Genomic DNA, 23,505 nt, shown 5'->3' with positions numbered 1-23,505 from the left:
TCAGCCCCTCCCCAGGAGCAGTCGGGCCTCACCGACCGTGATGACGGATCCGGTGACCAGCACTCCACCGCCCGCGTACTCGCCCTCTTCCTCGGCGAGCGTGATCGCGGCCTCCAGGGCGTCGTCGAGCCGCGGTTCGACCTGCACCCGGTCCTCGCCGAAGACCTCGACGGCGATCCCTGCGAGTTCGTCCGCGTCCATCGCGCGATGGCTGGAGTTCTGGGTGACGACGACCTCGGCGAAGATCGGCTCGAAGGCCTCGAGCACCCCCCGCACGTTCTTGTCGCCGCTCGCGCCGACCACCCCGATCAGCCGGCTGAAGTCGAAGACCTCGCTCACCGCCTCGGCGGTGGCGCGGGCGCCCGCCGGGTTGTGCGCGGCGTCGAGCACCACGGTGGGCGAGCGCCGCACGATCTCCAGGCGGCCGGGCGAGGTCACCGTGGCGAACGCCTTGCGCACGGTGTCGATGTCGAGCCGCTGGGAGTGCGCCGAGCCGACGCCGAAGAACGCCTCGACCGCCGCGAGCGCCACGGCGGCGTTGTGCGCCTGGTAGGCGCCGTGCAGCGGCAGGAAGACCTCTTCGTACTCCCCGCCGAGGCCGCGCAGGGTGAGCAGTTGCCCGCCGACCGCGATCTGCCGCCCCACGACACCGAATTCGAGGCCCTCGCGGGCCACCGTGGCGTCGACCTCGACGGCCTTCTTCAGCAGCACCTGGGCCGCGTCGACCGGCTGCTGGGCGAGGATGACGGTGGCGTCCTGCTTGACGATGCCCGCCTTCTCGACGGCGATCTCACCGGGGGTCTCACCGAGCCGGTCGGTGTGGTCGAGGTCGATGGGGGTCACCACGGCGACGTCCCCGTCGATCACGTTGGTGGCGTCCCAGCTGCCGCCCATGCCGACCTCGACGACGGCGACGTCCACGGGCGCGTCGGCGAAGGCGGCGTACGCCATGCCGGTGAGTACCTCGAAGAAGGACAGCCGGTACTCCTGCTGCCCGTCGACCAGCTCGACGTACGGCTTGATGTCGTTGTACGTCTCGATGAACCGCTCGGCGGAGACCGGCGCCCCGTCCAGGCTGATCCGCTCGGTGACCGACTGGACGTGGGGGCTGGTGTAGCGCCCGGTCCGCAGGTCGAAGGCGCCGAGCAGCGCCTCGACCATGCGGGCGGTGGAGGTCTTGCCGTTCGTACCCGTGATGTGGATGGAGGGGTACGCGCGCTGCGGGTCCCCCAGCACGTCCATCAGCGCCGCGATGCGGCTGATGGACGGCTCCAGCTTGGTCTCGCCCCAGCGGGTGGCGAGCTCGGCCTCCACCTCACGCAGCGCCTTGTCGACCTCGGGGTCCGAGGGGCGCCCGGGGACGTCGGCCTGCGGGCCGCCGCCGCCCCGGGTGCGCAGGGTGCGGCTGCCGGCCTCGATCACCGCGAGGTCGGGGTCCCGGTCGGTCTCGTTCGCCACGATCTCGTCGAAGAGACCGTGCGGGTCACGGGGTTCCGACTCGTCGGACGCGCTGCTGTCGTGCGGGGGGAGGTCACTCACGGGGCCAGTCTACGGAGGCGGCAGGGGTGTGGGGGCGTGTGGGGCCGCGTGGGGGTTTTCGCCCCCTCCGCCCCTGCCCGTCCCGCTCCCTGGGCGCTGCCGCCCCCAGCCCCCGCTTCGGCCTGACGACCCCGCTCCTCGAACGCCGGACGGGCTCGTCCTAGAACGCCGGACGGGCTGAGACTTTCCGGCGCCGTCCGGCGAAGTTCAGCCCCTCCGGCGATGGAGGAGCGGAGGTCCGGGGGCAGCGCCCCCGCTACGGGACGGGCAGGGGCGGAGGGGGCGAAAGAAGTCCGGCCGTGTACGGCGGAAGGCCCCCGGAACCGGATGGTTCAGGGGGCCTTCCGCAACGAAGGGGCGAGCGGCTACGCCTCGGGGAGGCGGTTCAGCTGCTCCTGGATACGGGCGATGTCCTCGTCCGCCTTGACGAGCCGGCCGCGGATCTTGTCCACGACGTTGTCCGGCGCCTTGGCGAGGAACGCCTCGTTGCCGAGCTTGGCGTTGGCCTGGGCCTTCTCCTTCTCGGCGGCGGCGAGGTCCTTGGCCAGTCGCTTGCGCTCCGCGCCGACGTCGATCGTGCCCGACAGGTCGAGCGCGACCGTGGCACCCGCCACCGGCAGCGTCGCCGTGGCCGAGAAGCTGTCGCCCTCCGGCTGGAGGCGCAGGAGCTGGCGGATGGCCGCCTCGTGCGGGGCCAGCGCGGTCCCGTCGAGGGTCAGCCGGGCGGGGACCCGCTGGCCCGGCTGGAGGCCCTGGTCGGCACGGAAGCGGCGGACCTCCGTGATGACCTGCTGGAGCTTCTCGATCTCCTGCTCGGCGGCGGTGTCGCGGAAGCCGCCCGGTGCGGCAGCACCAGGAACGGACACCGCCTTCGGCCAGTCCGCGATGACGACCGACTCGCCGCCCGTGAGGGTGGTCCAGAGGGTCTCCGTCACGAACGGGACGACCGGGTGGAGCAGGCGGAGCGTGACGTCCAGGACCTCACCGAGGACCCGGCCGGAGACCTTCGCGGGCTCGCCGCCGGCCATGAACGTCGTCTTGGACAGCTCGACGTACCAGTCGAAGACCTCGTCCCACGCGAAGTGGAAGAGGGCGTCCGACAGCTTGGCGAACTGGAAGTCCTCGTACAGGGCGTCGACTTCGGCGACCGTGGCGTTCAACCGGGACAGGATCCAGCGGTCGGTGGCCGACAGCTCCTCGGCGGGCGGGAGTTCGCCCTCGACCGTCGCGCCGTTCATCAGCGCGAAACGGGTCGCGTTCCAGATCTTGTTGGCGAAGTTGCGCGAGCCCTGGACCCAGTCCTCGCCGATCGGGACGTCCACGCCCGGGTTGGCGCCGCGGGCGAGCGTGAACCGCAGTGCGTCGCTGCCGTACTTGTCCATCCAGTCCAGCGGATTGACCGCGTTCCCGAAGGACTTGGACATCTTCTTGCCGAACTGGTCGCGGACCATGCCGTGCAGGGCGATGGTGTGGAACGGCGGGGTGCCGTCCATCGCGTACAGGCCGAACATCATCATCCGGGCGACCCAGAAGAAGAGGATGTCGTAGCCGGTGACCAGGACGGAGTTCGGGTAGAACTTCGCGAGGCTCTCGGTCTGTTCGGGCCAGCCGAGCGTGGAGAACGGCCACAGGCCGGAGGAGAACCAGGTGTCGAGGACGTCGGTGTCCTGGTGCCAGCCCTCGCCCGTGGGGGCCTCGTCGTCGGGACCGACGCAGACGATCTCGCCGTTCGGCCCGTACCAGACCGGAATCCGGTGGCCCCACCACAACTGCCGCGAGATGCACCAGTCGTGGAGGTTGTCGACCCAGTCGAAGTACCGCTTCTCCATCTCCTGCGGGTGGATCTTGACGCGGCCGTCGCGGACGGCGTCGCCCGCGGCCTTCGCCAGCGGGCCGACCTTGACCCACCACTGCATGGAGAGCCGCGGCTCGATGGTGGTCTTGCAGCGCGAGCAGTGGCCCACGGAGTGGCTGTACGGCCGCTTCTCGGCGACGATCCGGCCTTCGGCGCGCAGGGCGCCGACGATGGCGGAACGGGCCTCGAGACGGTCCAGGCCCTGGAAGGGGCCGGGAACCGTGATGATCGCGTGCTCGTCCATGACGGCGATGTTGGGCAGGTTGTGGCGCTGCCCGATCTCGAAGTCGTTCGGGTCGTGAGCGGGCGTCACCTTGACGGCGCCGGTGCCGAACTCGGGATCGACGTGCGTGTCGGCGACGACCGGGATGGAACGGTCGGTCAGCGGCAGCCTGATGAGTTTGCCGACGAGGTGCTTGTACCGCTCGTCCTCCGGGTGGACGGCGACGGCGGTGTCACCGAGCATCGTCTCGGCACGGGTGGTGGCGACGACGATGGTCTCGTCCCCCTCCCCGTACTTCATGGAGACCAGCTCGCCGTCGTCGTCCTGGTACTCGACCTCGATGTCGGAGATCGCCGTGAGGCAGCGCGGGCACCAGTTGATGATGCGCTCGGCGCGGTAGATCAGCTCGTCGTCGTAGAGCTTCTTGAAGATGGTCTGGACGGACTGGGAGAGACCCTCGTCCATCGTGAAGCGCTCACGCGACCAGGCGACACCGTCGCCGAGGCGGCGCATCTGCCCGGAGATCTGCCCGCCGGACTCGGCCTTCCACTGCCAGACGCGCTCGACGAACGCCTCCCGGCCGAGGTCGTGCCGGGACTTGCCCTCCTTGCCCAGCTCCCGCTCGACGACGTTCTGCGTGGCGATGCCGGCGTGGTCCATGCCGGGCTGCCACAGCGTCTCGAAGCCCTGCATGCGCTTGCGGCGCGTGAGGGCGTCGATGAGGGTGTGCTCGAAGGCGTGACCGAGGTGCAGGCTGCCGGTGACGTTCGGCGGCGGGATGACCACCGTGAACGGAGGCTTGTCGCTCTTCGCGTCCGCCTCGAAGTAGCCGCGCTCCACCCAGCGCTCGTACAGCGGCCCCTCTACATCGGCCGGCGCGTACTGGGTCGGCAGTTCGGGGTTGGGCTCTGATGGCTGCTGATGAGCGTTCTCGGTCACGGGATCAGTTTAGGGGCGTCACGCCGATGTCCCGAAACGGGATTACTTCGTAACGGTGCACCCCCTGCGGACCTGGGGGCTTGATCCGTGCGTCAGGATGTCAGGAACACATAAGGCATCCGGAGGGGAACCCAGAAATGAGCTACAACCAGCCGGGCCCGTACGGCGGGCAGCCCCAGCAGCCCGGACCCTACGGTCAGCCCGGCGGTCAGCCGGGCCCCTACGGCCAGCAGCCGCCGGCCCCTCAGCCCGGCTACGGCTACCCCCAGCAGGCTCCCCCGGCGCAGCCCGGCTACGGGTATCCCCCGCAGGCTCCCGGTGTCCCGCCGCAGACTCCCCCGTACGGCCAGCCGCCCGCCTACGGGCAGCAGCCTCCCTACGGCACGGTCCCGATGCCTCCCGAGCCGTCCGGCGGCAAGAAGAAGACGGCCCTGATCATCGGCGGGGTGGCCGTGGTGGCGGCCATCGCGGTGGGCGCGTACCTCGTGCTCGGCGGCAGCAGCAACAGCTCCGTCGCGGACGACGGCCCCCACAAGCTGACTACGCCGGCGAAGGTGATCGACGGCCAGTACCAGCGCATGGGCAAGGACCAGGGCCCGCAGGACCCGTCCTCCGGCGACGCGAAGGACCTGGCGGCCAGCGGCATCACCGACTCCAAGTCGGTCAGCGGCGTCTACTCCACGATCGACCTCAACAACCCTGACACGCTGAAGGACCTCGCGGCCATCGCCGGGTCCAAGGCCATCAGCTTCTCCGGCCTCTACGGCAAGGTGAAGGACCCCGAGGCGGCGATCGACGCCTCGTTCGCCAACATCAAGAAGGACTCCGCCAAGGGGTCCGGCCCCAAGATCGACTTCGTCGGCGACGCCAAGTCCGTGAGCCCGTCCGGTCTGGACGGCGCCATCATGAAGTGCCAGCAGGCGAAGGCCGTCAACGCGGCGACGGGCAAGACGGACACCCAGTACATGTGCATGTGGGCCGACTACAGCACCCTCGGCTTCGGCGTGGCCGCCCAGGGCGGCCAGGGCGTGAGCATGGACGAGTCGGCCAGGGTGACCGCGGCCCTGCGCAAGGACATCCGCGTCAAGATCTGACTCCGGCGCCCCTCGGACACAGCCCTCGGTCGTCGACGACCGGGGGCTCCGTTGCGGGCGGCACCGGCAACTCGGCCCGTCGTCCGGGTTCCCCGAAGTGGGTGGCTGGGACTGGCGTTCGGCAGCTGTGATTCGGCGGCCCGCCGACAGGTGAGTGACAGCCGACGGGTGAGTGACAACGGAAGGGGCGCCCGGCGATCGAATCGCCGGGCGCCCCTTCTTTGGTTCTGTCGGACGGCCTACGCCGTCTTCTGCTCCCCCGGGCCGCCGCGGCGGGCGTCCCTCGGGATCAGGGTGGGGTTGACGTTGCGCAGGACGACGTCGGCGGTGATGACGACGCGGGCGACGTCCTTGCGGGACGGGACCTCGTACATCACGGCCTGGAGGACTTCCTCCATGATGGCGCGCAGGCCACGGGCTCCGGTCTGGCGGAGGATGGCCTGGTCGGCGATGGCCTCCAGCGCCTCGCGCTCGAAGTCCAGCTCCACACCGTCGAGTTCGAAGAGGCGCTGGTACTGCTTCACCAGCGCGTTGCGCGGCTCGACCAGGATCTGGAGGAGTGCCTCGCGGTCCAGGTTGTGGACCGAGGTGATGACGGGAAGACGGCCGATGAACTCGGGGATCATGCCGAACTTGACCAGGTCCTCCGGCATGACCGCCGCGAACTGGTCCTTGGACTCCAGCTCGCGCTTCGAGCGGATCGTCGCGCCGAAGCCGATGCCCTTCGCGCCGGCCCGGGACTCGATGAGCTTCTCCAGACCCGAGAAGGCACCGCCCACGATGAACAGGACGTTCGTCGTGTCGATCTGGATGAACTCCTGGTGCGGGTGCTTGCGTCCGCCCTGCGGCGGCACCGAGGCCGTCGTGCCCTCGAGGATCTTGAGGAGGGCCTGCTGCACACCCTCACCGGACACATCGCGCGTGATCGACGGGTTCTCGCTCTTACGGGCGACCTTGTCGATCTCGTCGATGTAGATGATCCCGGTCTCGGCCTTCTTGACGTCGTAGTCGGCGGCCTGGATCAGCTTCAGCAGGATGTTCTCGACGTCCTCGCCGACGTACCCGGCCTCCGTCAGCGCCGTCGCGTCGGCGATGGCGAACGGAACGTTCAGCATGCGCGCGAGGGTCTGGGCCAGGAGCGTCTTGCCGGATCCCGTGGGGCCCAGCAGCAGGATGTTGGACTTCGCCAACTCGATGGCGTCCTCGCGGTTCTGGCCCGTGCTGTTCTCACCGGCCTGGACGCGCTTGTAGTGGTTGTACACCGCGACCGAGAGGGCCTTCTTGGCCGACTCCTGACCGACCACGTAGCCCTCGAGGAACTCGTAGATCTCGCGGGGCTTGGGGAGTTCCTCCCAGCGCACCTCGCTCGTCTCAGCGAGTTCTTCCTCGATGATCTCGTTGCAGAGATCGATGCACTCGTCGCAGATGTACACACCGGGGCCTGCGATGAGCTTCTTGACCTGCTTCTGGCTCTTGCCACAGAACGAGCACTTGAGCAGATCGCCGCCGTCACCGATGCGTGCCACGGTGTGCTTCCCCTTCGCCTGGGAGCCGCCTGGGTCCAGCGTCTCCTGGTGCTGCCTTATGTCCGACGGTACCTTGCCGAGCCCCCCGTTCGGGCCCCCCTTGGCGCGGTTCACTTTGTCGTGAACCGCGCCAAGGAGCGACGGACGAGCGGCAGACGATACAGCGATACGTCACACGACCGCGGAGTTGTTCATCTTCCGGGTGGAGATGATCTGGTCGATCAGGCCGTACGCCAGGGCGTCCTCGGCCGTGAGGATCTTGTCGCGCTCGATGTCCTCGCGGATCTTCTCGATCGGCGTGGTCGAGTGCTTGGCCAGCATGTCTTCGAGCTGCGCACGCATCCGGAGGATCTCGTTCGCCGCGATCTCGAGGTCCGAGACCTGCCCGCGGCCGGTCTCGCTGTACGGCTGGTGGATCAGCACACGGGCGTTCGGGAGCGCCATGCGCTTGCCCGGCGTACCGGCGGCCAGCAGGATCGCGGCGGCCGAGGCGGCCTGGCCCATGCAGACCGTCTGGATGTCGGGCTTCACGAACTGCATGGTGTCGTAGATGGCCGTGAGGGCCGTGAACGAGCCACCGGGGCTGTTGATGTAGACCGAGATGTCACGGTCGGGGTCCATCGACTCCAGGCACAGCAGCTGCGCCATGACGTCGTTGGCGGAGGCGTCGTCGATCTGCACGCCGAGGAAGATCACGCGCTCCTCGAACAGCTTCGCGTACGGGTCGTACTCACGCACGCCCTGCGAGGTGCGCTCGACGAAGCGCGGGATGACGTAGCGGGACTCCGCGCGAGGACCGGTGTACTCGGCCTGCGTGCGGGCGAAGAGGCCGCTGCCGGGGAAGTCGTTCACTGTGTCTCCTGAAAAACCTGAAAGGGCTGAGCGGTCGGCTGAGGGCACGTGGGGGGCCCGGCGTCGCTCTGGAGCGGCAAGGGGTCCCGCGTCGCTCTCGGGGGCGCTGGAGGAGCTTTAAGACGCCCCGGTGCCGCCACCGCCCGGCATTCCGGCAGCGGTGGGCACGATGTCGTCGATGAGGCCGTACTGCTTGGCCTCGATCGGGTCGAACCAGCGGTCGCGGTCCGAGTCACGAGTGATCTGCTCGACGGTCTGACCGGTGTGGAAGGAGGTCAGCTCCGCCATCCGCTTCTTGGTGTGCAGCAGCCGCTCGGCGTGGATCTTGATGTCCGACGCGGAGCCCGCGAGGCCCGCGGAGGGCTGGTGGATCAGGATCTCGGCGTTCGGCAGGGCGAAGCGCTTGCCGGGCGTACCCGCGCTGAGCAGGAACTGGCCCATCGAGGCCGCCATGCCCATGGCGATCGTCACCACGTCGTTCTTGATGAACTGCATGGTGTCGTAGATCGCCATACCGGCCGTGATCGATCCGCCGGGGCTGTTGATGTAGAGGTAGATGTCCTTGTCCGGGTCGGCGGCAAGGAGCAGCAGCTGCGCCGTGATCTTGTTGGCGATGTCATCGTCGACCGCCTGGCCGAGGAAGATGATCCGCTCGCCGAGCAGTCGGTTGTAGACCTGGTCGCCGAGGCCACCACCGAAGGGTTCGCCGGCAGCTGTGGGCATCAGATTCGTCACGTATCCACCTGCTCGTCTTACGACGGCGCCGGGCCGTCTCACGTCTTCTGCAGGGCCTGGGACCCCGGGTTCCGCGCCGCCTCCCGACGGCGTCCGGAGACTCCCCTGCCCTCGTATTCATGGACCCTAACGCGCGGGTCCCTCCGGGGAATCCCGCAGAGGGAACTGTTCGCTGTGAGCGCATGCGCCGCGCTCGCTCCACCAGGGTCCCGGTCCCGTTCCTCGGGGGGCGGGCCGGGGGGTGCGCACCCCGAAGGGACGCACCCCGGGGAGGGGGCGGAGGCCGGGTCGCGGCTGCGGCGCGGTGGGGGTTGCTCGCGCGGTTCCTCGCGCCCCTGGGTACGCCGACGGGGCCTGCGAAGAGGAGATCCCGGCGCGGCCCCGGACATGCGGACGGGCCCCCGGGGACGTGAAGTCTCCGGGGGCCCGTCCGAGAATTACTGCCGGGGCGATCAGGCCTCGGTGGTCTCCTCGGCCTCGGCGGTCTCCTCGGCCTCGGCGGCGTCGGTGGCCTCGACGGTTTCGGCCGTCTCGTCCTCCTCGTCGTCCAGGTCGACGATCTCACCGTTCGTGTCCTTGACCGTGGCGGCCTCGACGACGACCGCGAGGGCCTTGCCGCGGGCTACCTCGCCGACGAGCATCGGGACCTGGCCGCCCTCGACGACGGCCTGGGCGAACTGGTCGGGGGACATGCCGGAGGAGGCCGCGCGCCGCATGAGGTGCTCGGTGAGCTCCTCCTGGTTGACGTTCAGCTTCTCCTTGTTGACGAGCTCGTCGAGGACGAACTGCGTCTTGATGCCCTTGACCGCGGCTTCCTTGGTCTCGGCGTCGAACTCTTCCTCGGTCTTGCCCTGGATCTCCAGGTACTTCGCGAGGTCGAGGCCCATCTGGCCGAGCTGGTGATGCTCGAGGTTGTGCTTACGGGTGTTGATCTCGTCCTCGAGCAGCTTCTCGGGGACGGGCACCTCGACGAGCTCCAGCAGCTTCTCCAGGACGCGCTCCTGGGCCTGCGTGGCCTGGTCGTACTGCTTCATGTTCTCGAGGCGCTTGCGGCTGTCCGCCTTGAGCTCGTCGAGGGTGTCGAACTCGGAGGCGAGCTGCGCGAACTCGTCGTCCAGCTCGGGCAGTTCACGCGCGGCGACCTGGGTGACCTTGACGGTGACCTCGGCCGCCTTGCCGGCGGCGGAGCCGCCCTTGAGCTCGGAGGTGAAGGTGGTCTCGCCACCGGCCTCCAGGCCCTTCACGGCCTCGTCGATGCCGTCGAGCAGCTCGCCGGAGCCGATGGTGTACGAGACACCGTCGGCGACGCCGTCCTCCAGGACCTCGCCGTCGACCTTGGCCTCGAGGTCGAGGGTGACGACGTCGTCGTCCTGGGCGGCGCGCTCGACCGGCGAGGTCGAGGCGAAGCGCTCGCGCAGGTCGGAGACGGCCTTCTCGACGTCCTCGTCGCTGACCTCGATGGCGTCGACCTCGACCTCGATGCCGGAGTAGTCCGGGATCTCGATGGTCGGGCGGATGTCGACCTCGGCGGTGAAGTTCAGCGTCTCGCCGTCCTTCAGCTCGGTGATGTCGACCTCGGGCTGGCCGAGAACGTTCAGCTCGGCCTCGTTGACCGCTTCGGTGTAGAACTTCGGGAGCGCGTCATTGACGGCCTCTTCGAGCACGGCGCCGCGACCGAACCGCTGGTCGATGATGCGCGCCGGGATCTTGCCTTTCCGGAACCCCTTCACCGTGACCTGCTGGTTGATCTTCTTGTACGCCGCGTCGAGGCTGTCCTTGAGCTCCTCGAAGGGCACCTCGACAGTGAGCCGAACCCGAGTCGGGTTCAGGGTCTCCACGGCGCTCTTCACGGTTCGGTCTCCTTGTGGCTGACTTCTTGGGGGGTTCTGCTGCGTGCTGCTGCCCGCCGGGCACAGCCCTGGGCGGATTCAGCGGCCTTTGCGAGACGTAACAGTGCAGACATACGGGCACGCAGCTTGCATAGTAACCGCAGGCGGTACACGCCCCAAAAGGTGATCTTGTCCGGACGGATCCTTCGAGGCCCTGCCGGTGGTCGGGGTGGCGGGATTTGAACCCACGGCCTTCCGCTCCCAAAGCGGACGCGCTACCAAGCTGCGCCACACCCCGTCGGTGCGACACGTAGGGTACATGCCCGCAGGCAGCGCGGCTGCCGCATTTCGCGGGCGCCGACGCGGACGGGAACGGGGTGTGCATTGCGGGGCGTCGACCCGCTACGATGCATTCTGTGCCGGGGTCGCTGACCTGTGGCGCATCCTGTGCGGGCGTAGCTCAATGGTAGAGCACTAGTCTTCCAAACTAGCTACGCGGGTTCGATTCCCGTCGCCCGCTCCAGATGACATAAGGCCAGGCCGGAGGACGATTCCTCCGCCTGGCCTTCGTCGTGTCCGGGGGCCCCGATCAGCCTTCCGTGCCCGCCGCGTGCGCCGGGTCTCCGCGTGTCCCGCCCGCCCTCCCGTTTTCCCGCCTTTCGGGCGGTGCGGGTTTCGGGCGCGGAGATGTCCGCGGACGGCGCGCGGCTGTTGGCGTACGCCCGGCGCGTGTCGCGCCGCCCGCTCCGCGCGGGTCCGCGATCCGGAGACGGGTGCTTCCCCCCGCGTCCCGTTCAGAAGCTGATCGAGTTGATGGTCTGCGCTATCGAGTCGAGGAACCGCGTGATGGACGGAGCCATACCGGTCGACGCGAGGAAGAAGCCGAAGAGCACCGCGATGATGGCAGGCCCCGCCTTGATCGATCCCCCTCGGATCAGCACCACGAGGATGATCGCCAACAGCAGCACCACTGACAGCGAAATGGCCACAACTGATCACACCCTACGGTCGGTCGCTCTCCCGGCCCGGAGGTGCAGCCCCGCACACCCCCGCCAGAACCATCGTGCCACCAACCGGCCGCTCGTATGCGGCGGGTGACACATCGTTGGCCAGGGGAGGACACCGGAGCGAGCCGGAACCTCACCGGATCAGCACCGCACCGCCCTCCCCCGGCGGCACGGGAGCACACCGGGCGCGCCGCCTCAAGACGCAATTGACCGCGTACCTCGACAGCGAATTCCCGGCAACCGTTGCCATGTCCACACATCCTGTTCGCAGGTAATTCGAATTGTTGTCACAGGCACACCGGGAGCGCGGCGCACGGCCACCCGAAGCATTCCGAACATGGACATATCTCCAGAGTCGCCCGCGGGCGTTATGTACTGATCAGTCGGCATGAATCAGGACAGAACATCCTTCACCAGTAAGCGAATCGATATACGGAACCGCTTGCGGACCGGGAGGCACACTTCCCCGAATCCGGGGTACGCGCAGGCGATAAGCAGGAATGAGATCGGGCGTTTTACGAGAACGCACAGACGACGCTAGGGTGCCTCAGATGTTCCACGCCGCCACGCCCCCCGTTCGCGCAGCGAGGTCCGGATTCGTCCCCCTGAGTTCTTGGCGGGAGGGCCTGTGACCAACTCGCTCCGACCCCACGGCCACCACGGATCACCGCTCCCCCCGGCTCAGTCGCCGGCGGACGGAGTGCCGGGTCAGCGTTCGCCCCGGACGTCCGCGACGGCGGTCGCCGCCGCGGGCACCGCACCGGGCGCCAAGCCCGCCAAACAGCGCGACGCCTTCTTCGACAACGCCAAGTACCTGGCGATCGTGCTCGTGGCCATGGGTCACGCGTGGGAGCCGCTGAAGGGCCAGAGCCGCGTTCTGGAAACGCTGTACACGGTCGTCTACACGTTCCACATGCCGGCCTTCATCATCATCTCCGGCTACTTCTCGCGCAGTTTCGACATGCGCCCGGACCGCCTGAAGCGGCTGGTCACCGGAGTCGTCGTGCCGTACGTCCTGTTCGAGACGGCGTACTCGCTCTTCGACCGCTGGGCCGGGGGCGACCCGAACCAGGCGATCAGCCTGCTCGACCCCTGGTACCTCACCTGGTTCCTGGTCGCGCTGTTCGTCTGGCGGCTGACCACCCCCCTGTGGAAGCTGGTCCGCTGGCCGGTCCCGCTGGCGGTGTGCCTCGCCCTGCTCGCGTCCGTCTCGCCCGAGATCGGTGACGACCTGGACCTCCAGCGGGTGCTCCAGTTCCTGCCGTTCTTCGTCCTCGGCCTGTTCATGAAGCCCGAGCACTTCCAGCTGGTGCGCCGCCGCGAGGTGCGCGTCCTGTCGGTGCCGGTGTTCGCCGCGGCGCTGCTCGTGGGCTACTGGGCGGTGCCCCGGATGAACACCGCCTGGTTCTTCCACCGCGACAGCGCGCAGGAGCTGGGTGCCCCCTGGTGGGCCGGGGTCGTCATGACGCTCGCGCTCTACGGCTGCTCGCTGGTGCTCACCGCGTGCTTCTTCGCCTGGGTGCCGCGGCGCACGTTCTGGTTCACGGCGCTCGGCGCGGGCACGCTGTACGGCTATCTGCTGCACGGCTTCGTCGTCAAGGCGTCCGAGTACTGGGGCTGGTTCGACCACGGGTGGCTGCACAAGCCGCTGGGCGAGCTGCTCGTGACGGTGTTCGCGGCCGCGCTCGTCACCACCCTGTGCACACGGCCCGTCCAGCGGATCTTCCGGTTCTCGATGGAGCCGAAGATGGAGTGGGCGTTCAAGCGGGACGCGGCGGAGGTCGCCCGGGAGCGGGCCGCTGTCAACGCGTAGCCGGACACCACACGGACGGCGGAAGGCACCGCGGCCGGCCCACGGACGGGGAGTGTGCGAGAAGGGCGGGCCCGGAGTCTCCGGGCCCGCCCTTCTCGCATGCGTGCCCGCGTTCAGCCCGGGGGCAGCCCCAGCAGGGCGCGCATCGAGGCGTACTTCCTCGTCAGACGGATCCGGGTGAGTTCGTCGAGGACCGCGAGGCGGCCCGGGTCGGAGTTGTGGGCCAGGTCGGACGCCTTGACCAGCAGGGCGCCCCGGGTGGTCCGGATGCGTCGCGCGTACGACTCCGGGGGCTCACCGTCCACTCTGGTGAGCGCCCGCACGATGTCCTTCGTGCCCGGGCTCAGCGCGGCTTCGTCCAGCCAGTCCTCGGAGAGGACGTCGTCCTCGACGGCGTCGTGCAGCCAGGCCGCCGCCAGCTGGTCGTCGTCGCCGCCACGCTCGCGGACGCCGTCAGCCACGGCCTGGAGGTGCTCGGCGTACGGCCGGCCGGCCTTGTCGGTCTGGGCCGCGTGCGCCGTGCGGGCGAGCGCCTCGACTTCGGCCAGGCTCAGGAGAGGTCGGGTCACGCGATCGGTGTCTCCTCCGTACGGGCCACCGCCTCCGTCGCCGGAACCGGCGAGACGTGGGGCGGTGGGTGGTGGGCGGTGGGCGGTGGGCGCGGTCAGCGTGCCGGGGCGGCCAGACCGTCGCGGCAGATGAGGAGGAGGGCACGGTCGTCGTTGACGTCCCTGGCCACCGCCTCGATGAGGTGCCAGGCGGCGCCGTGGAAGCCGCCGGCGACATAGCGGTCGGCCTCCCCGGTGAGCCGGTCGATGCCCTCCACGATGTCCCGGTCGGCGGTTTCGACCAGACCGTCCGTGAACAGCATGAGCACGTCGCCCGGCCGCAGCGAGCCCTTCACCGGGTCGAACTGGGCGCCGTCGTACACACCCAGCAGGGGGCCTTCCGCGACCTTCTCCTCCCAGCGGCCGCTGCCCGCGCTGAGCTGAAGGCCCGGCGGGTGGCCGGCCGAGAAGAGTTCGTAGTCGCCCGAGTCGAGATCGAGCACCAGATGGATCGAGGTCGCGAAGCCCTCGTCCCAGTCCTGGCGCAGCAGATAGCCGTTCGCGGCGGGCAGGAACGCGTGCGGGGGCAGCGAGCCGAGGAGGCCGCCGAAGGCTCCGGACAGCAGCAGGGCGCGGGAACCGGCGTCCATTCCCTTGCCCGAGACGTCGGTGAGGACGACTTCGAGGGTCCGGCCGCCGTTCGTCCGGGCCGCCACGACGAAGTCGCCGGAGAAGGACTGACCGCCCGCCGGGCGCAGCGCCATCTCGCGGTGCCAGCCCACCGGCAGCTTCGGCAGCTTGCTCTGCACGCGGATGCGTTCGCGCAGGTCGAAGAGCATGGTGCCGCCGCGTCGCCAGGGCACGCCCACCCGGCTGCGGAACTGTGCGATCAGCAGTCCGAAGAAGCCGCAGGCCGCGACCACGAGGACCACGCCCGGTGTGACCCGGGAGGGGCCCTCGGTGTACGGGCCGAGCTTCACGGACTCCACTATCAGCGCGGTCGCGGCGGCGGCGTACAGCCCGAGCAGGCTGGCGGGCCGGAGCAGCAGTCCGCCGGCCACGATCGGCAGGACCAGGGCGGCGGGTGAGCACCACACCGAGTTGACCAGGGTCGTGGAGGCGATCACCGGGATCATGATCAGCAGGGCCGCCAGCGCGATCCAGTCGGAACCGTCCCCGCGGAAGTAGTCGACGGCGGATCTGCGCAGCCCTGTGCGGGCCCGGTGCCATTGCATCTTCAACCGGGCCGTGAACGTATCGGCTTCAGCGCGCCGCGCTCGTCCTGCTGCCATTAGTTCGGGACCCTATCCATCGGACCAGGCGCTTGGCACGGGAGGTCCCACTTGTCCCCCCTCCGAGCGCTCAACTTCACAGAGAACCGCACCGAACATTCCGGACGGGGCCGTCGCGGCCGGGCGAAATTCCCTCGCTCGTACCGCATTGCCCTGGTAGGCATGGGCTATGACGACTGACGTTCGGGTGCTGCGGCAGGCCGACTGGGACGAATGGTACGAGAACCTGCTCCGCGCGTTCGGGGGTGTGGCGGAGTCGTCCGAGGAGCGCGCACTGTGGAACGTGCTCACAGAGTACGACCGTTCGCTGGGCGTGTGGGACGGGGAGAGCTGCGTGGGTACGGCGGGGGCCTTCTCCTTCCGTGTCACGGTCCCCGGTGGCGCCTCGGTCCCGGCGGCCGGGATCACTGCGGTGAGCGTCGCGGCCACGCACCGGCGGCGCGGGATCCTCACCGCGATGATGCGCCGCCAGCTCGACGACATCCGTACCTGGGGCGAGCCGCTCGCCGTCCTGACCGCGTCGGAGCCGGCGATCTACGGGCGTTTCGGCTACGGCATCGGGACCCTCCAGATCAGCGCGGAGATCGACACGGACCGCGTGCGGCTGTCCGTGCCGCCCGGTACGGACGACGTACGGCTGCGTTACGCGGTGCCTGCCGAGGTGCTGGACGCGTGCGAGGCGGTGTACGCGCGGCTCGTGCCGCAGCGTCCCGGGATGCTGGCCCGCAGGTCCGGCTGGGAAGGGCTCGGGCTGCTCGACTCGGAGGACCAGCGCGGCGGTGCCTCACCGTTGCAGTGCGTGGTGGCCGAGCGGGACGGCGAGGTGGTGGGGTACACGCGCTTCCGGGTGAAGCCGGAGTGGGGGCCGAGCGGGCACAACGGCGCGGTGATGATGGTGGATGTCGAGGGACTGGACCCGGCGGTTCGGGCCGCGCTGTGGCGGTTCCTGTTCGACATCGACCTGACGTCGACGCTGCGGACCCGCGGCCGGCCCGTGGACGAGGCCTGGCAGCACATGGTTTCCGACATCCGCCGCTGCCAGTTGCGGATGAAGGACTCGCTGCATGTGCGGGTCGTCGACGTCGGGGCCGCGCTGGAGGCGCGGACCTATCAGGCGCCGGTGGACGTGGTGTTCGAGGTCGAGGACTCCTTCTGCCCCTGGAACGAAGGGCGTTGGCGGCTCACCGGCGACGCCAAGGGCGCGGTGTGCGCACGGACCGAGGACGCTCCCGATCTCGCGCTGTCCGTACGGGAGTTGGGGGCCGCCTATCTCGGCGGAGTGTCGCTCGCGTCGCTCGCGGCCGGTGGAGCGGTGCGTGAACTGCGCGGAGGGGCGCTGGCGGAGGCGTCGACGGCGTTCACCTCGGTGGTCGCCCCCTGGCTGCCGCACGGCTTCTAGTGCCTCTCGGCGGCGGCCCCGTGCGGGTTCAGGTCTGCTGGCAGGCCGGGCACCAGAAGAGGTTGCGGGCGGCGAGATCGGCGGTGCTGATCTCGCCGCCACAGATGTGGCAGGGCAGGCCGGCCCTGCGGTAGACGTAGACCTCGCCGCCGTGGTCGTCCACGCGCGGCGGGCGGCCCATCACCTCGGGGGTGTGCTCGGGCCGGACCGTGTCGATGCGGTTGTTGCGGACGCCCTCGCGCATGAGGTCGACGAGGTCGGCCCAGATCGCGTCCCACTCCCTGGGGCCGAGATCCTTCCCCGCGCGGTACGGGTCGATGCCGTGCCGGAAGAGGACCTCCGCGCGGTAGACGTTGCCCACGCCCGCGATGACCTTCTGGTCCATCAGCAGCGCGGCGATCGTCGTACGGCTGCGGGAGACACGGCGGTAGGCCGCCGCCGGATCGGCGTCCGGGCGCAGCGGATCCGGGCCGAGACGGTCGTGTATCGCGCGCTTCTCGTCGTCCGTGATCAGTGCGCAGGTGGTGGGGCCGCGCAGATCGACGTACGCGCTCTCGTTCACGAGGCGCAGGCGGACGGTGTCCGTGGGCGGCGGGGCGGGTGTGCCGCCGAATCCGACCTTGCCGAAGAGGCCGAGGTGGATGTGGACCCACCGCTCCGGGCGGAACCCGAGGAACAGGTGCTTGCCGTGGGCCTGCGTCGCGGTCAGGACCGATCCGTCGAGGAGGGCCGCGGCGTCACCGAACTTGCCCTGTGGGCTGGTGACTCGGACGCCGCGGCCACCGAACGCGGCGAGGTAGTCCTCCGCGAGCCGGTGAATGGTGTGCCCCTCGGGCACCGTTCCTCCTGCTGTCTGTCTGCCCCGTCCGACGGCCGGGCGGCCGTGGGCGCGGGTCGAAGGGCCCGACGAGGCGTCGGGGCCGCGGACCCGACGTCGCTAGGCCCTGCCCGCGCCCCGCCGCATGATCCGAACGACAGGCCCTAGGCCTGCGGCTGCTGCGGGTGGTGGGCCGGGATCGGCGGGAGTTCCCGGGTCTTCTCGTAGTCCGCGAGCATCTCGATGCGCCGGACGTGACGCTCCTCGCCGGTGAACGGCGTGCCGAGGAAGGTCTCGACGAACTTCGTCGCCTCTTCCTCGGTGTGCATCCGGGCGCCGACGGAGATGACGTTCGCGTTGTTGTGCTCGCGACCAAGGGCGGCGGTCTCCGCACTCCACGCGAGTACGGCCCGTACGCCGGCGACCTTGTTCGCGGCGATCTGCTCGCCGTTGCCGGAGCCGCCGATGACGACACCGAGGGCACCCGGGTCCGCCACGGTGCGCTCGGCGGCGCGGAGGCAGAACGGCGGGTAGTCGTCCTGGGCGTCGTAGATGTGGGGCCCACAGTCGACGGGCTCGTGGCCGGCGGCCTTGAGCCACTCGACGAGGTGGTTCTTCAGTTCGAGACCGGCATGGTCGGATCCGAGATACACGCGCATGGTCCGAGTGTGACATGGCCGTTTCGGGCAGACCGCGCCGGGTCCCACACGGCAAAACTGTGAGACAGCCTACAGAACCTCAAGGAAACCTCAAGTAACGATCTGGATTCAAAGGTTCACGAATCCATTTGCCTCCGATTCACTGGACCAACTTGTACGCCGACCCCTACCAACGGATCGGTGGGCGCCCCGTACACCGCTCGTACGGGTTGGGCGCTCTGTACGGGAATCTGCTCATCCGGCGCAAAGGAATCCCCCTCATGACCTCGCAGCCGACCCCCACGAAGGCCGCACAGGCCCCCGGAGGCCCCGGAGAACCCGGTGGCGGCCTCCAGGCCGGACTAAAGAACCGTCATCTGTCGATGATCGCCATCGGCGGTGTCATCGGCGCCGGGCTCTTCGTCGGCTCCAGCACCGGCATCGCCACCGCGGGCCCCGGCATCCTTCTCTCGTACGCCCTCGTCGGCACGCTCGTGGTGCTGGTGATGCGGATGCTCGGTGAGATGTCCGCCGCCAACCCGACCTCGGGCTCGTTCTCCGCGCACGCCGACCGCGCGCTCGGCCGCTGGGCGGGCTTCTCCATCGGCTGGCTGTACTGGTTCTTCTGGGTGGTGGTGCTGGCCGTGGAGGCCACCGCCGGCGCCAAGATCCTCGAAGGATGGATGCCCGGCGTACCGCAGTGGGGCTGGGCACTCATCGTGATGATGGTGCTGACGGCCACCAACCTGGTCTCCGTCGGCTCGTACGGCGAGTTCGAGTTCTGGTTCGCCGGGATCAAGGTCGTGGCGATCGGCGCGTTCATCGTGGTCGGCGCTCTCGCGATCTTCGGGGTGCTGCCGGGTGTGGACGCCCCGAAGGCCGGGCTGGGGAATCTGACCGGCCATGGCGGCTTCCTGCCGCACGGGCCCGGCGCGATCCTCACCGGTGTACTGCTGGTCGTCTTCTCCTTCATGGGCAGCGAGATCGCGACGCTCGCCGCCGGTGAGTCCGAGGACCCGCAGCGGGCCGTGACCAAGTCGACGAACAGCATCATCTGGCGTATCGCCGTCTTCTACCTCGGCTCGATCCTCGTCGTCGTCGCCCTGCTGCCGTGGAACGACCCGTCGATCAAGGACAAGGGCTCGTACGTCGCCGCCCTCGACTCCCTCGGCATCGCGCACGCCGGCGAGATCATGAACGTCATCGTGCTGACGTCCGTGCTGTCCTGCCTCAACTCCGGCCTCTACACGGCCTCCCGGATGGCCTTCTCGCTCGGTCAGCGCGGGGACGCGCCGAAGGCCTTCGCCCGCACCACGCGGCGCGGTGTGCCGATGACCGCCATCCTCGTCTCGGTCGCGTTCGGCTTCGTGGCCGTCTTCTTCAACTACAAGTTCCCGGACTCGGTCTTCCTCTTCCTGGTCAACTCCTCCGGTGCAGTAGCCCTGTTCGTGTGGCTCGCCATCTGCTTCTCGCAGCTGCGGATGCGGAAGATCATCCAGCGCGAGGCGCCGGAGAAGCTCGTCGTGAAGATGTGGCTCTACCCGTATCTGACCTGGGCGACGGCCGGGATGATCGTCTTCGTGCTCGGGTACATGCTGACCGACACCGAGCACGACGGCCGGGAGACCGTGCTGCTGTCGCTGCTCGTCGCGGCGATCGTGCTGGTCATCGCCTTCGTCCGGCAGAACGTCGGCGCGGGCGCCCGTACTTCCGCGGAGCCGCTCGCGAGCGACTCCCGCGAGGAGACCCAGGCCGAGGTCGGCGCCTGACCCGCTGCCGAAGCCTGAGTTGAGGAGGGGCCCGCGGCCGATCGCCGCGGGCCCCTCCTTCGTTCTTCTCCCCCGCCCGCTTGCCGCATCCCGCTTCCCCGCACCCCTCGTCCCGCATCCCCCATCCCTCGTCCCGCTTCGTCCGCCGGACCGTGGCGGCCGGCGGACCGTGGCGGCTGCCTGGCCGTGGTGTCGGGCGGGCCGTGGTGCCGGGCGGACCGCGACCGGCTCACAGCACGGTGAAGCTCTTCTCCACCCGGTCGTAGACGGTGAGGGCCCGGTCCTCGATGTCCTGGTGGTACCAGGTGTTGATCTGGTACGACTTCCCGTCGGCGTCGAAGCCGAGCAGCCGCGCGTGCCAGCTCACCCCCTTGAGGGTGAAGGTGTACTCCCAGACGACAGCGGTGCGGCCCCGGAACGTGGTCTGCTCCAGCCGGATCTTCCGGTAGTCCCGCCCTTGGCGGGCGTTCCGCTCGGAGACCGTCCAGGTGTCCAGCAGATTCCCCTTGGCGAGGGACGACTTGGCCGCCAGTTCCTGGGCGCCGTCGGGCGAGGTGTAGTGGACCTCGGAGCCGGTCTGCGGATCACGCCGCCAGCCCTTGGGCGTCACCCAGGCATAGCCGCCCGCTTCCCGGTGCGCTCCCGGGGGCAGGGCGGGCGGGCGCGAGGTGCCTTCCACGGTGGACGCCGGGGACGCGCGGCCGCCGGCGCCGGATGCCGTCGACGTGGACGAGCCCGGGGACGAGCCGGTGGACGAGCCCGCGCCGCCGGGCGGTCCGCCGGTCAAGGCCACGACGGCCCAGACGACGGCTCCCGCCACGACGACCCCCGCGGCGGCGGCTCCGACCGGACGCCGGGCACGGGCCCGGCTCGGGTCATGGCCGCGGGCGCCTGCGAATCCGGGCGGTACGGCCGGACCCGGGGGTTCGTCCGGCGCCCGCACCACGGGGGGCGGTACGCGCGGCACGGGCAGTCGGGCGGGAGCGCCCGAACCAGGCTCCGTACGCGGTCCTGAGGGGATTTCGGTGGAGGCATTGGCGGTCGTCGAGGGGGCGGGTCTCCGGGCGACGGCGTGGTTTCCGGCGGCGGAGTCGTACGTGGGTGGCCCGCCTGCCCGTGGTCCGGCGGGGCCCGGCGGGCTCGTCCTCGGCGGGGGGACGAGTTCCGCGAAAGCCGCCTCCAGTTCCTCCAGAGCGGGCCGCGCGGCCGGGTCCTTCTTCAGGACGGCGGACAGGATCCCCCTCAGCTCCCCCGCCCCGGAGGGGAGTTCGGGCTCCTCGTGGAGAACGGCGTGCAAAGTCGCGAGGGTGGTGGAGCGGGAGAACGGGGAGCGTCCGCCGAGGGCCGCGCAGAGCGTGGCACCGAGGGACCACACGTCGGAGGGCGGGCCCTGCGGGCGGCCGGAGATCCGCTCGGGCGCCATGTAGTCGGGAGAACCGACGATCAGCCCGGCCATGGTGAGCGCCTCGGCGTCCTGGAGCGCGGCGATGCCGAAGTCGGTGAGGACGACACGGTTCCGCCCGGCGCCCTCGACCAGGACGTTGCCCGGCTTGATGTCACGGTGCAGCACTCCCTGGGCGTGCACCTGGCGCAGTGCCCCGACCAGTTCGAGGCCGACGCGGGCCGCCTCACGCTCCTCCAGCGGTCCGCCCTCGGCCACGATCCGCTCGAGCGATCGGCCGGCGACCAGCTCCATGACGATCCACAGACGTTCGCCCGCGTCCACGACGTCGTAGACGCGGACCACGCCCGGATGGTCGATCCGGGCCGTCGCCCTCGCCTCGCGCAGGGTCCGTTCCCGGCGTGTCCGGGTGTCCTCGGGATCGGGTCCGTCCATCCGCATTTCCTTGACCGCGACCTGCCGGTCGAGCATTTCGTCGGCGGCCCGCCACACCCGCCCCATTCCCCCCTGACCAATACTCTCGACCAGCCGATAACGTCCGGTCACCAATAATCCCGGTACACCGCTCCGTGCGTTCGCCGACAATCTCTGCACCCCCTCACCAGCAGCCACAATCGCGCGTCACAACGGAAACACAATAGTCACACTTAGGTTCTTACCAGCATAGTGCGGAGAAATCTTGTGGTACCTCTTCAAGTACTGCGAATTCAGGCGCAGCCAAGGGGGGCGAACATGAGTTCTCGTCGAACGGCGACTATTACGGGATCCCTGCTCACGGCCTGCTTCTCGACCGTGATGATCCTTTCCCACTCCGCCGCCGCGGACGACCAGGGACCGGGGAGCGGCAAGGGCGGAAAGGTGCTGGACAAGGCCCCGGCGGGCGTGAGGGTGACCACACTCCTGCCGGAGCGGATCTCGGTCGACAACAGCACTCAGAAAACGGCGATCACCGCCACGGTGAAGAACGGGGGAACCAAGGAGAGCGGCGATATCCGGCTGCTGGTGGTCGGATTCGACGGCCTGAAGGTCAAGAACGTCAAAGGCTGCACCGCCATGGCGGAAAAGGATCTCCCGAAGGGATCGAACAGCGGTTTCATCTGTTCCACGGGAAATCTCCCGGCGGGTGGATCGAAAACGTACGACGTCCAGGCCACGTTCGATTTGAGCAGGACCGGAAAGATCTGTCTTCCGGTCCAGACCGGCGACGGGAAGAAGACGTACTGGCAGCAGGGCCCGGTTCCGTTCGGCACGACGAATCCGTCGCCGAACGCCCCGGCGACCCCGCTGCTGCTCGGCACCGACAACAAGCCGGTGGCGCCGGGCGGTGACGAACTGCCCAGGACCGGGGCCGGAACCGAGGTCCTGCCGCTCGGCATGGCGGGCGCGGCACTGATGTCGGCCGGGGCGGCGGGGCTGTGGTGGGCCGGCCGCAGGCCACGGCGGGAACACTGACCGCCGGCCCGGCACCGGCCGGGAAACGCGCGAAGGCCCGCCGGGTGAGGTCGGAAACCGACCCGGCGAGCCTCCGCGCAAGGACGCGTACGGAACTACGGGGTCACTTCTTGTCGACGAGCTTCCACGCGGTGGGCAGGATACCCATGGCCAGAGCCGCCTTGAGGGCGTCGCCGATCAGGAACGGGGTGAGGCCCGCCGCGAGGGCGGCGCTCGCCGACATGCCGGTGGCCAGGGCCAGGTAGGGGACGCCGATCGCGTAGATGATCGCCTCGCCGAGCAGCATCGTGCCCGCCATGCGCAGCACGGAGCGGTCGGCGCCGCGGCGCGCCAGGGCGCCCACGACGGTGGACGCGAGCAGCATGCCGAGGATGTAGCCGAAGGAGGGTGCCGAGGCGCCGGAGCCGCCCTGCGCGAACCACGGGACACCGGCCATGCCCACGAGGGCGTACACCGCGAGCGACAGGAAGCCGCGGCGGGCGCCGAGCGCCGTGCCGACGAGCAGCGCCGCGAAGGTCTGGCCGGTCACCGGCACCGGGGAACCCGGGACGGGCAGCGAGATCTGGGCGGCGAGACCGGTGAGTGCGGCACCGCCGAGCACGAGGGCGGCGTCACGGACGCGGGAGGCCGGAAGAAGGTCGGCGAGGACCTCGCCGGGGCGGGAGGGCGTGGCGACAGCGGTGCTCATGAGGACTCCGGCGAACGGGGTTACCCCCTTGGCTCATGGAGAGCTCGGGGGAGGACAGGTCGGAACACGGCGACGCTATCCCAGGGGC

The 23,505-nt window shown here is 69.6% G+C and carries 18 protein-coding genes and 2 tRNA genes; 6 read left to right on the top strand and 14 right to left on the bottom strand.

The window, feature by feature from the left end:
• The gene (locus tag ABZV42_RS36680; protein WP_355976637.1) at positions 1-1,539 is read right to left on the bottom strand and encodes a folylpolyglutamate synthase/dihydrofolate synthase family protein; all 1,539 of its coding nucleotides are present in this window, start codon (positions 1,537-1,539) and stop codon (positions 1-3) included.
• Between the two features lie 365 nt (positions 1,540-1,904).
• Positions 1,905-4,556, bottom strand: coding sequence for a valine--tRNA ligase (locus ABZV42_RS36675; protein WP_355976639.1), 2,652 nt, complete (start codon positions 4,554-4,556; stop codon positions 1,905-1,907).
• Positions 4,557-4,693: 137 nt separating this feature from the next.
• Here ABZV42_RS36675 and ABZV42_RS36670 point away from each other — a divergent pair, with 137 nt between their 5' ends.
• Positions 4,694-5,650, top strand: coding sequence for a hypothetical protein (locus ABZV42_RS36670; RefSeq protein WP_355976641.1), 957 nt, complete (start codon positions 4,694-4,696; stop codon positions 5,648-5,650).
• A 239-nt stretch (positions 5,651-5,889) separates the two neighbouring features.
• Here the strand turns inward: ABZV42_RS36670 and clpX are convergent, their stop codons facing one another.
• From clpX to ABZV42_RS36645, 5 genes are all read right to left on the bottom strand, one after another.
• Entirely contained in the window at positions 5,890-7,176 is a 1,287-nt protein-coding gene (gene clpX / locus ABZV42_RS36665; protein WP_355976643.1) for an ATP-dependent Clp protease ATP-binding subunit ClpX, read from the bottom strand.
• A 171-nt stretch (positions 7,177-7,347) separates the two neighbouring features.
• Positions 7,348-8,028 (bottom strand): ATP-dependent Clp protease proteolytic subunit, encoded by a 681-nt coding sequence (locus ABZV42_RS36660; RefSeq protein WP_266758730.1) that lies wholly within the window; start codon positions 8,026-8,028, stop codon positions 7,348-7,350.
• A gap of 117 nt (positions 8,029-8,145) precedes the next feature.
• Entirely contained in the window at positions 8,146-8,751 is a 606-nt protein-coding gene (locus ABZV42_RS36655; protein WP_190169049.1) for an ATP-dependent Clp protease proteolytic subunit, read from the bottom strand.
• A 464-nt stretch (positions 8,752-9,215) separates the two neighbouring features.
• Positions 9,216-10,613 carry a trigger factor gene (gene tig / locus ABZV42_RS36650; protein ID WP_355976645.1) on the bottom strand — a complete coding sequence of 466 codons (1,398 nt, stop codon included), beginning with the start codon at positions 10,611-10,613 and terminating at the stop codon, positions 9,216-9,218.
• Positions 10,614-10,813: 200 nt separating this feature from the next.
• Positions 10,814-10,890: transfer RNA gene (locus ABZV42_RS36645), tRNA-Pro, on the bottom strand.
• Between the two features lie 151 nt (positions 10,891-11,041).
• On the opposite strand from ABZV42_RS36645, the gene ABZV42_RS36640 reads away from it, so the two are divergent.
• A tRNA-Gly gene (locus tag ABZV42_RS36640) sits at positions 11,042-11,115 on the top strand.
• A gap of 271 nt (positions 11,116-11,386) precedes the next feature.
• Here the strand turns inward: ABZV42_RS36640 and ABZV42_RS36635 are convergent.
• Positions 11,387-11,581, bottom strand: a complete 195-nt coding sequence (locus ABZV42_RS36635) for a hypothetical protein (RefSeq protein ID WP_355976647.1) — start codon at positions 11,579-11,581, stop codon at positions 11,387-11,389.
• Between the two features lie 646 nt (positions 11,582-12,227).
• On the opposite strand from ABZV42_RS36635, the gene ABZV42_RS36630 reads away from it, so the two are divergent.
• Positions 12,228-13,412, top strand: a complete 1,185-nt coding sequence (locus ABZV42_RS36630; RefSeq protein WP_356055820.1) for an acyltransferase family protein — start codon at positions 12,228-12,230, stop codon at positions 13,410-13,412.
• Between the two features lie 113 nt (positions 13,413-13,525).
• Here the strand turns inward: ABZV42_RS36630 and ABZV42_RS36625 are convergent, their stop codons facing one another.
• Both ABZV42_RS36625 and ABZV42_RS36620 read right to left on the bottom strand, forming a co-directional pair.
• Positions 13,526-13,981 carry an HD domain-containing protein gene (locus ABZV42_RS36625; protein ID WP_355976651.1) on the bottom strand — a complete coding sequence of 152 codons (456 nt, stop codon included), beginning with the start codon at positions 13,979-13,981 and terminating at the stop codon, positions 13,526-13,528.
• 95 nt (positions 13,982-14,076) lie between these two features.
• Positions 14,077-15,252 (bottom strand): PP2C family protein-serine/threonine phosphatase, encoded by a 1,176-nt coding sequence (locus tag ABZV42_RS36620; protein WP_355976653.1) that lies wholly within the window; start codon positions 15,250-15,252, stop codon positions 14,077-14,079.
• Between the two features lie 169 nt (positions 15,253-15,421).
• Between ABZV42_RS36620 and ABZV42_RS36615 the strand changes: the two genes are divergently transcribed.
• The gene (locus ABZV42_RS36615) at positions 15,422-16,651 is read left to right on the top strand and encodes a GNAT family N-acetyltransferase (RefSeq protein ID WP_356055818.1); all 1,230 of its coding nucleotides are present in this window, start codon (positions 15,422-15,424) and stop codon (positions 16,649-16,651) included.
• 28 nt (positions 16,652-16,679) lie between these two features.
• Here ABZV42_RS36615 and ABZV42_RS36610 read toward each other — a convergent pair whose 3' ends face one another.
• Together ABZV42_RS36610 and ABZV42_RS36605 are read right to left on the bottom strand one after the other, a co-directional pair.
• On the bottom strand, positions 16,680-17,489 hold the full coding sequence (locus ABZV42_RS36610) for a DNA-formamidopyrimidine glycosylase family protein (protein WP_355976659.1): 810 nt from the start codon (positions 17,487-17,489) through the stop codon (positions 16,680-16,682).
• A gap of 143 nt (positions 17,490-17,632) precedes the next feature.
• Entirely contained in the window at positions 17,633-18,127 is a 495-nt protein-coding gene (locus ABZV42_RS36605; protein WP_355976662.1) for a ribose-5-phosphate isomerase, read from the bottom strand.
• Between the two features lie 260 nt (positions 18,128-18,387).
• Here ABZV42_RS36605 and ABZV42_RS36600 point away from each other — a divergent pair, with 260 nt between their 5' ends.
• Positions 18,388-19,875, top strand: coding sequence for an amino acid permease (locus ABZV42_RS36600; RefSeq protein WP_356055816.1), 1,488 nt, complete (start codon positions 18,388-18,390; stop codon positions 19,873-19,875).
• A gap of 229 nt (positions 19,876-20,104) precedes the next feature.
• Here the strand turns inward: ABZV42_RS36600 and ABZV42_RS36595 are convergent, their stop codons facing one another.
• Complete coding sequence (locus ABZV42_RS36595; RefSeq protein ID WP_356055814.1) at positions 20,105-21,823, bottom strand: serine/threonine-protein kinase; 1,719 nt, start codon at positions 21,821-21,823, stop codon at positions 20,105-20,107.
• Between the two features lie 186 nt (positions 21,824-22,009).
• On the opposite strand from ABZV42_RS36595, the gene ABZV42_RS36590 reads away from it, so the two are divergent.
• Complete coding sequence (locus tag ABZV42_RS36590) at positions 22,010-22,729, top strand: hypothetical protein (protein WP_355976671.1); 720 nt, start codon at positions 22,010-22,012, stop codon at positions 22,727-22,729.
• A 103-nt stretch (positions 22,730-22,832) separates the two neighbouring features.
• On the opposite strand, the gene ABZV42_RS36585 is transcribed toward ABZV42_RS36590, so the two are convergent.
• Positions 22,833-23,417, bottom strand: a complete 585-nt coding sequence (locus tag ABZV42_RS36585) for a biotin transporter BioY (RefSeq protein WP_339129355.1) — start codon at positions 23,415-23,417, stop codon at positions 22,833-22,835.
• Between the last annotated feature and the right edge of the window lie 88 nt (positions 23,418-23,505).

This window comes from Streptomyces sp. NPDC005281, from assembly GCF_040607495.1.
In the GTDB taxonomy this organism is placed as follows: Bacteria; Actinomycetota; Actinomycetes; order Streptomycetales; family Streptomycetaceae; genus Streptomyces.
This window is presented reverse-complemented; position numbering and strand designations above follow the sequence as displayed.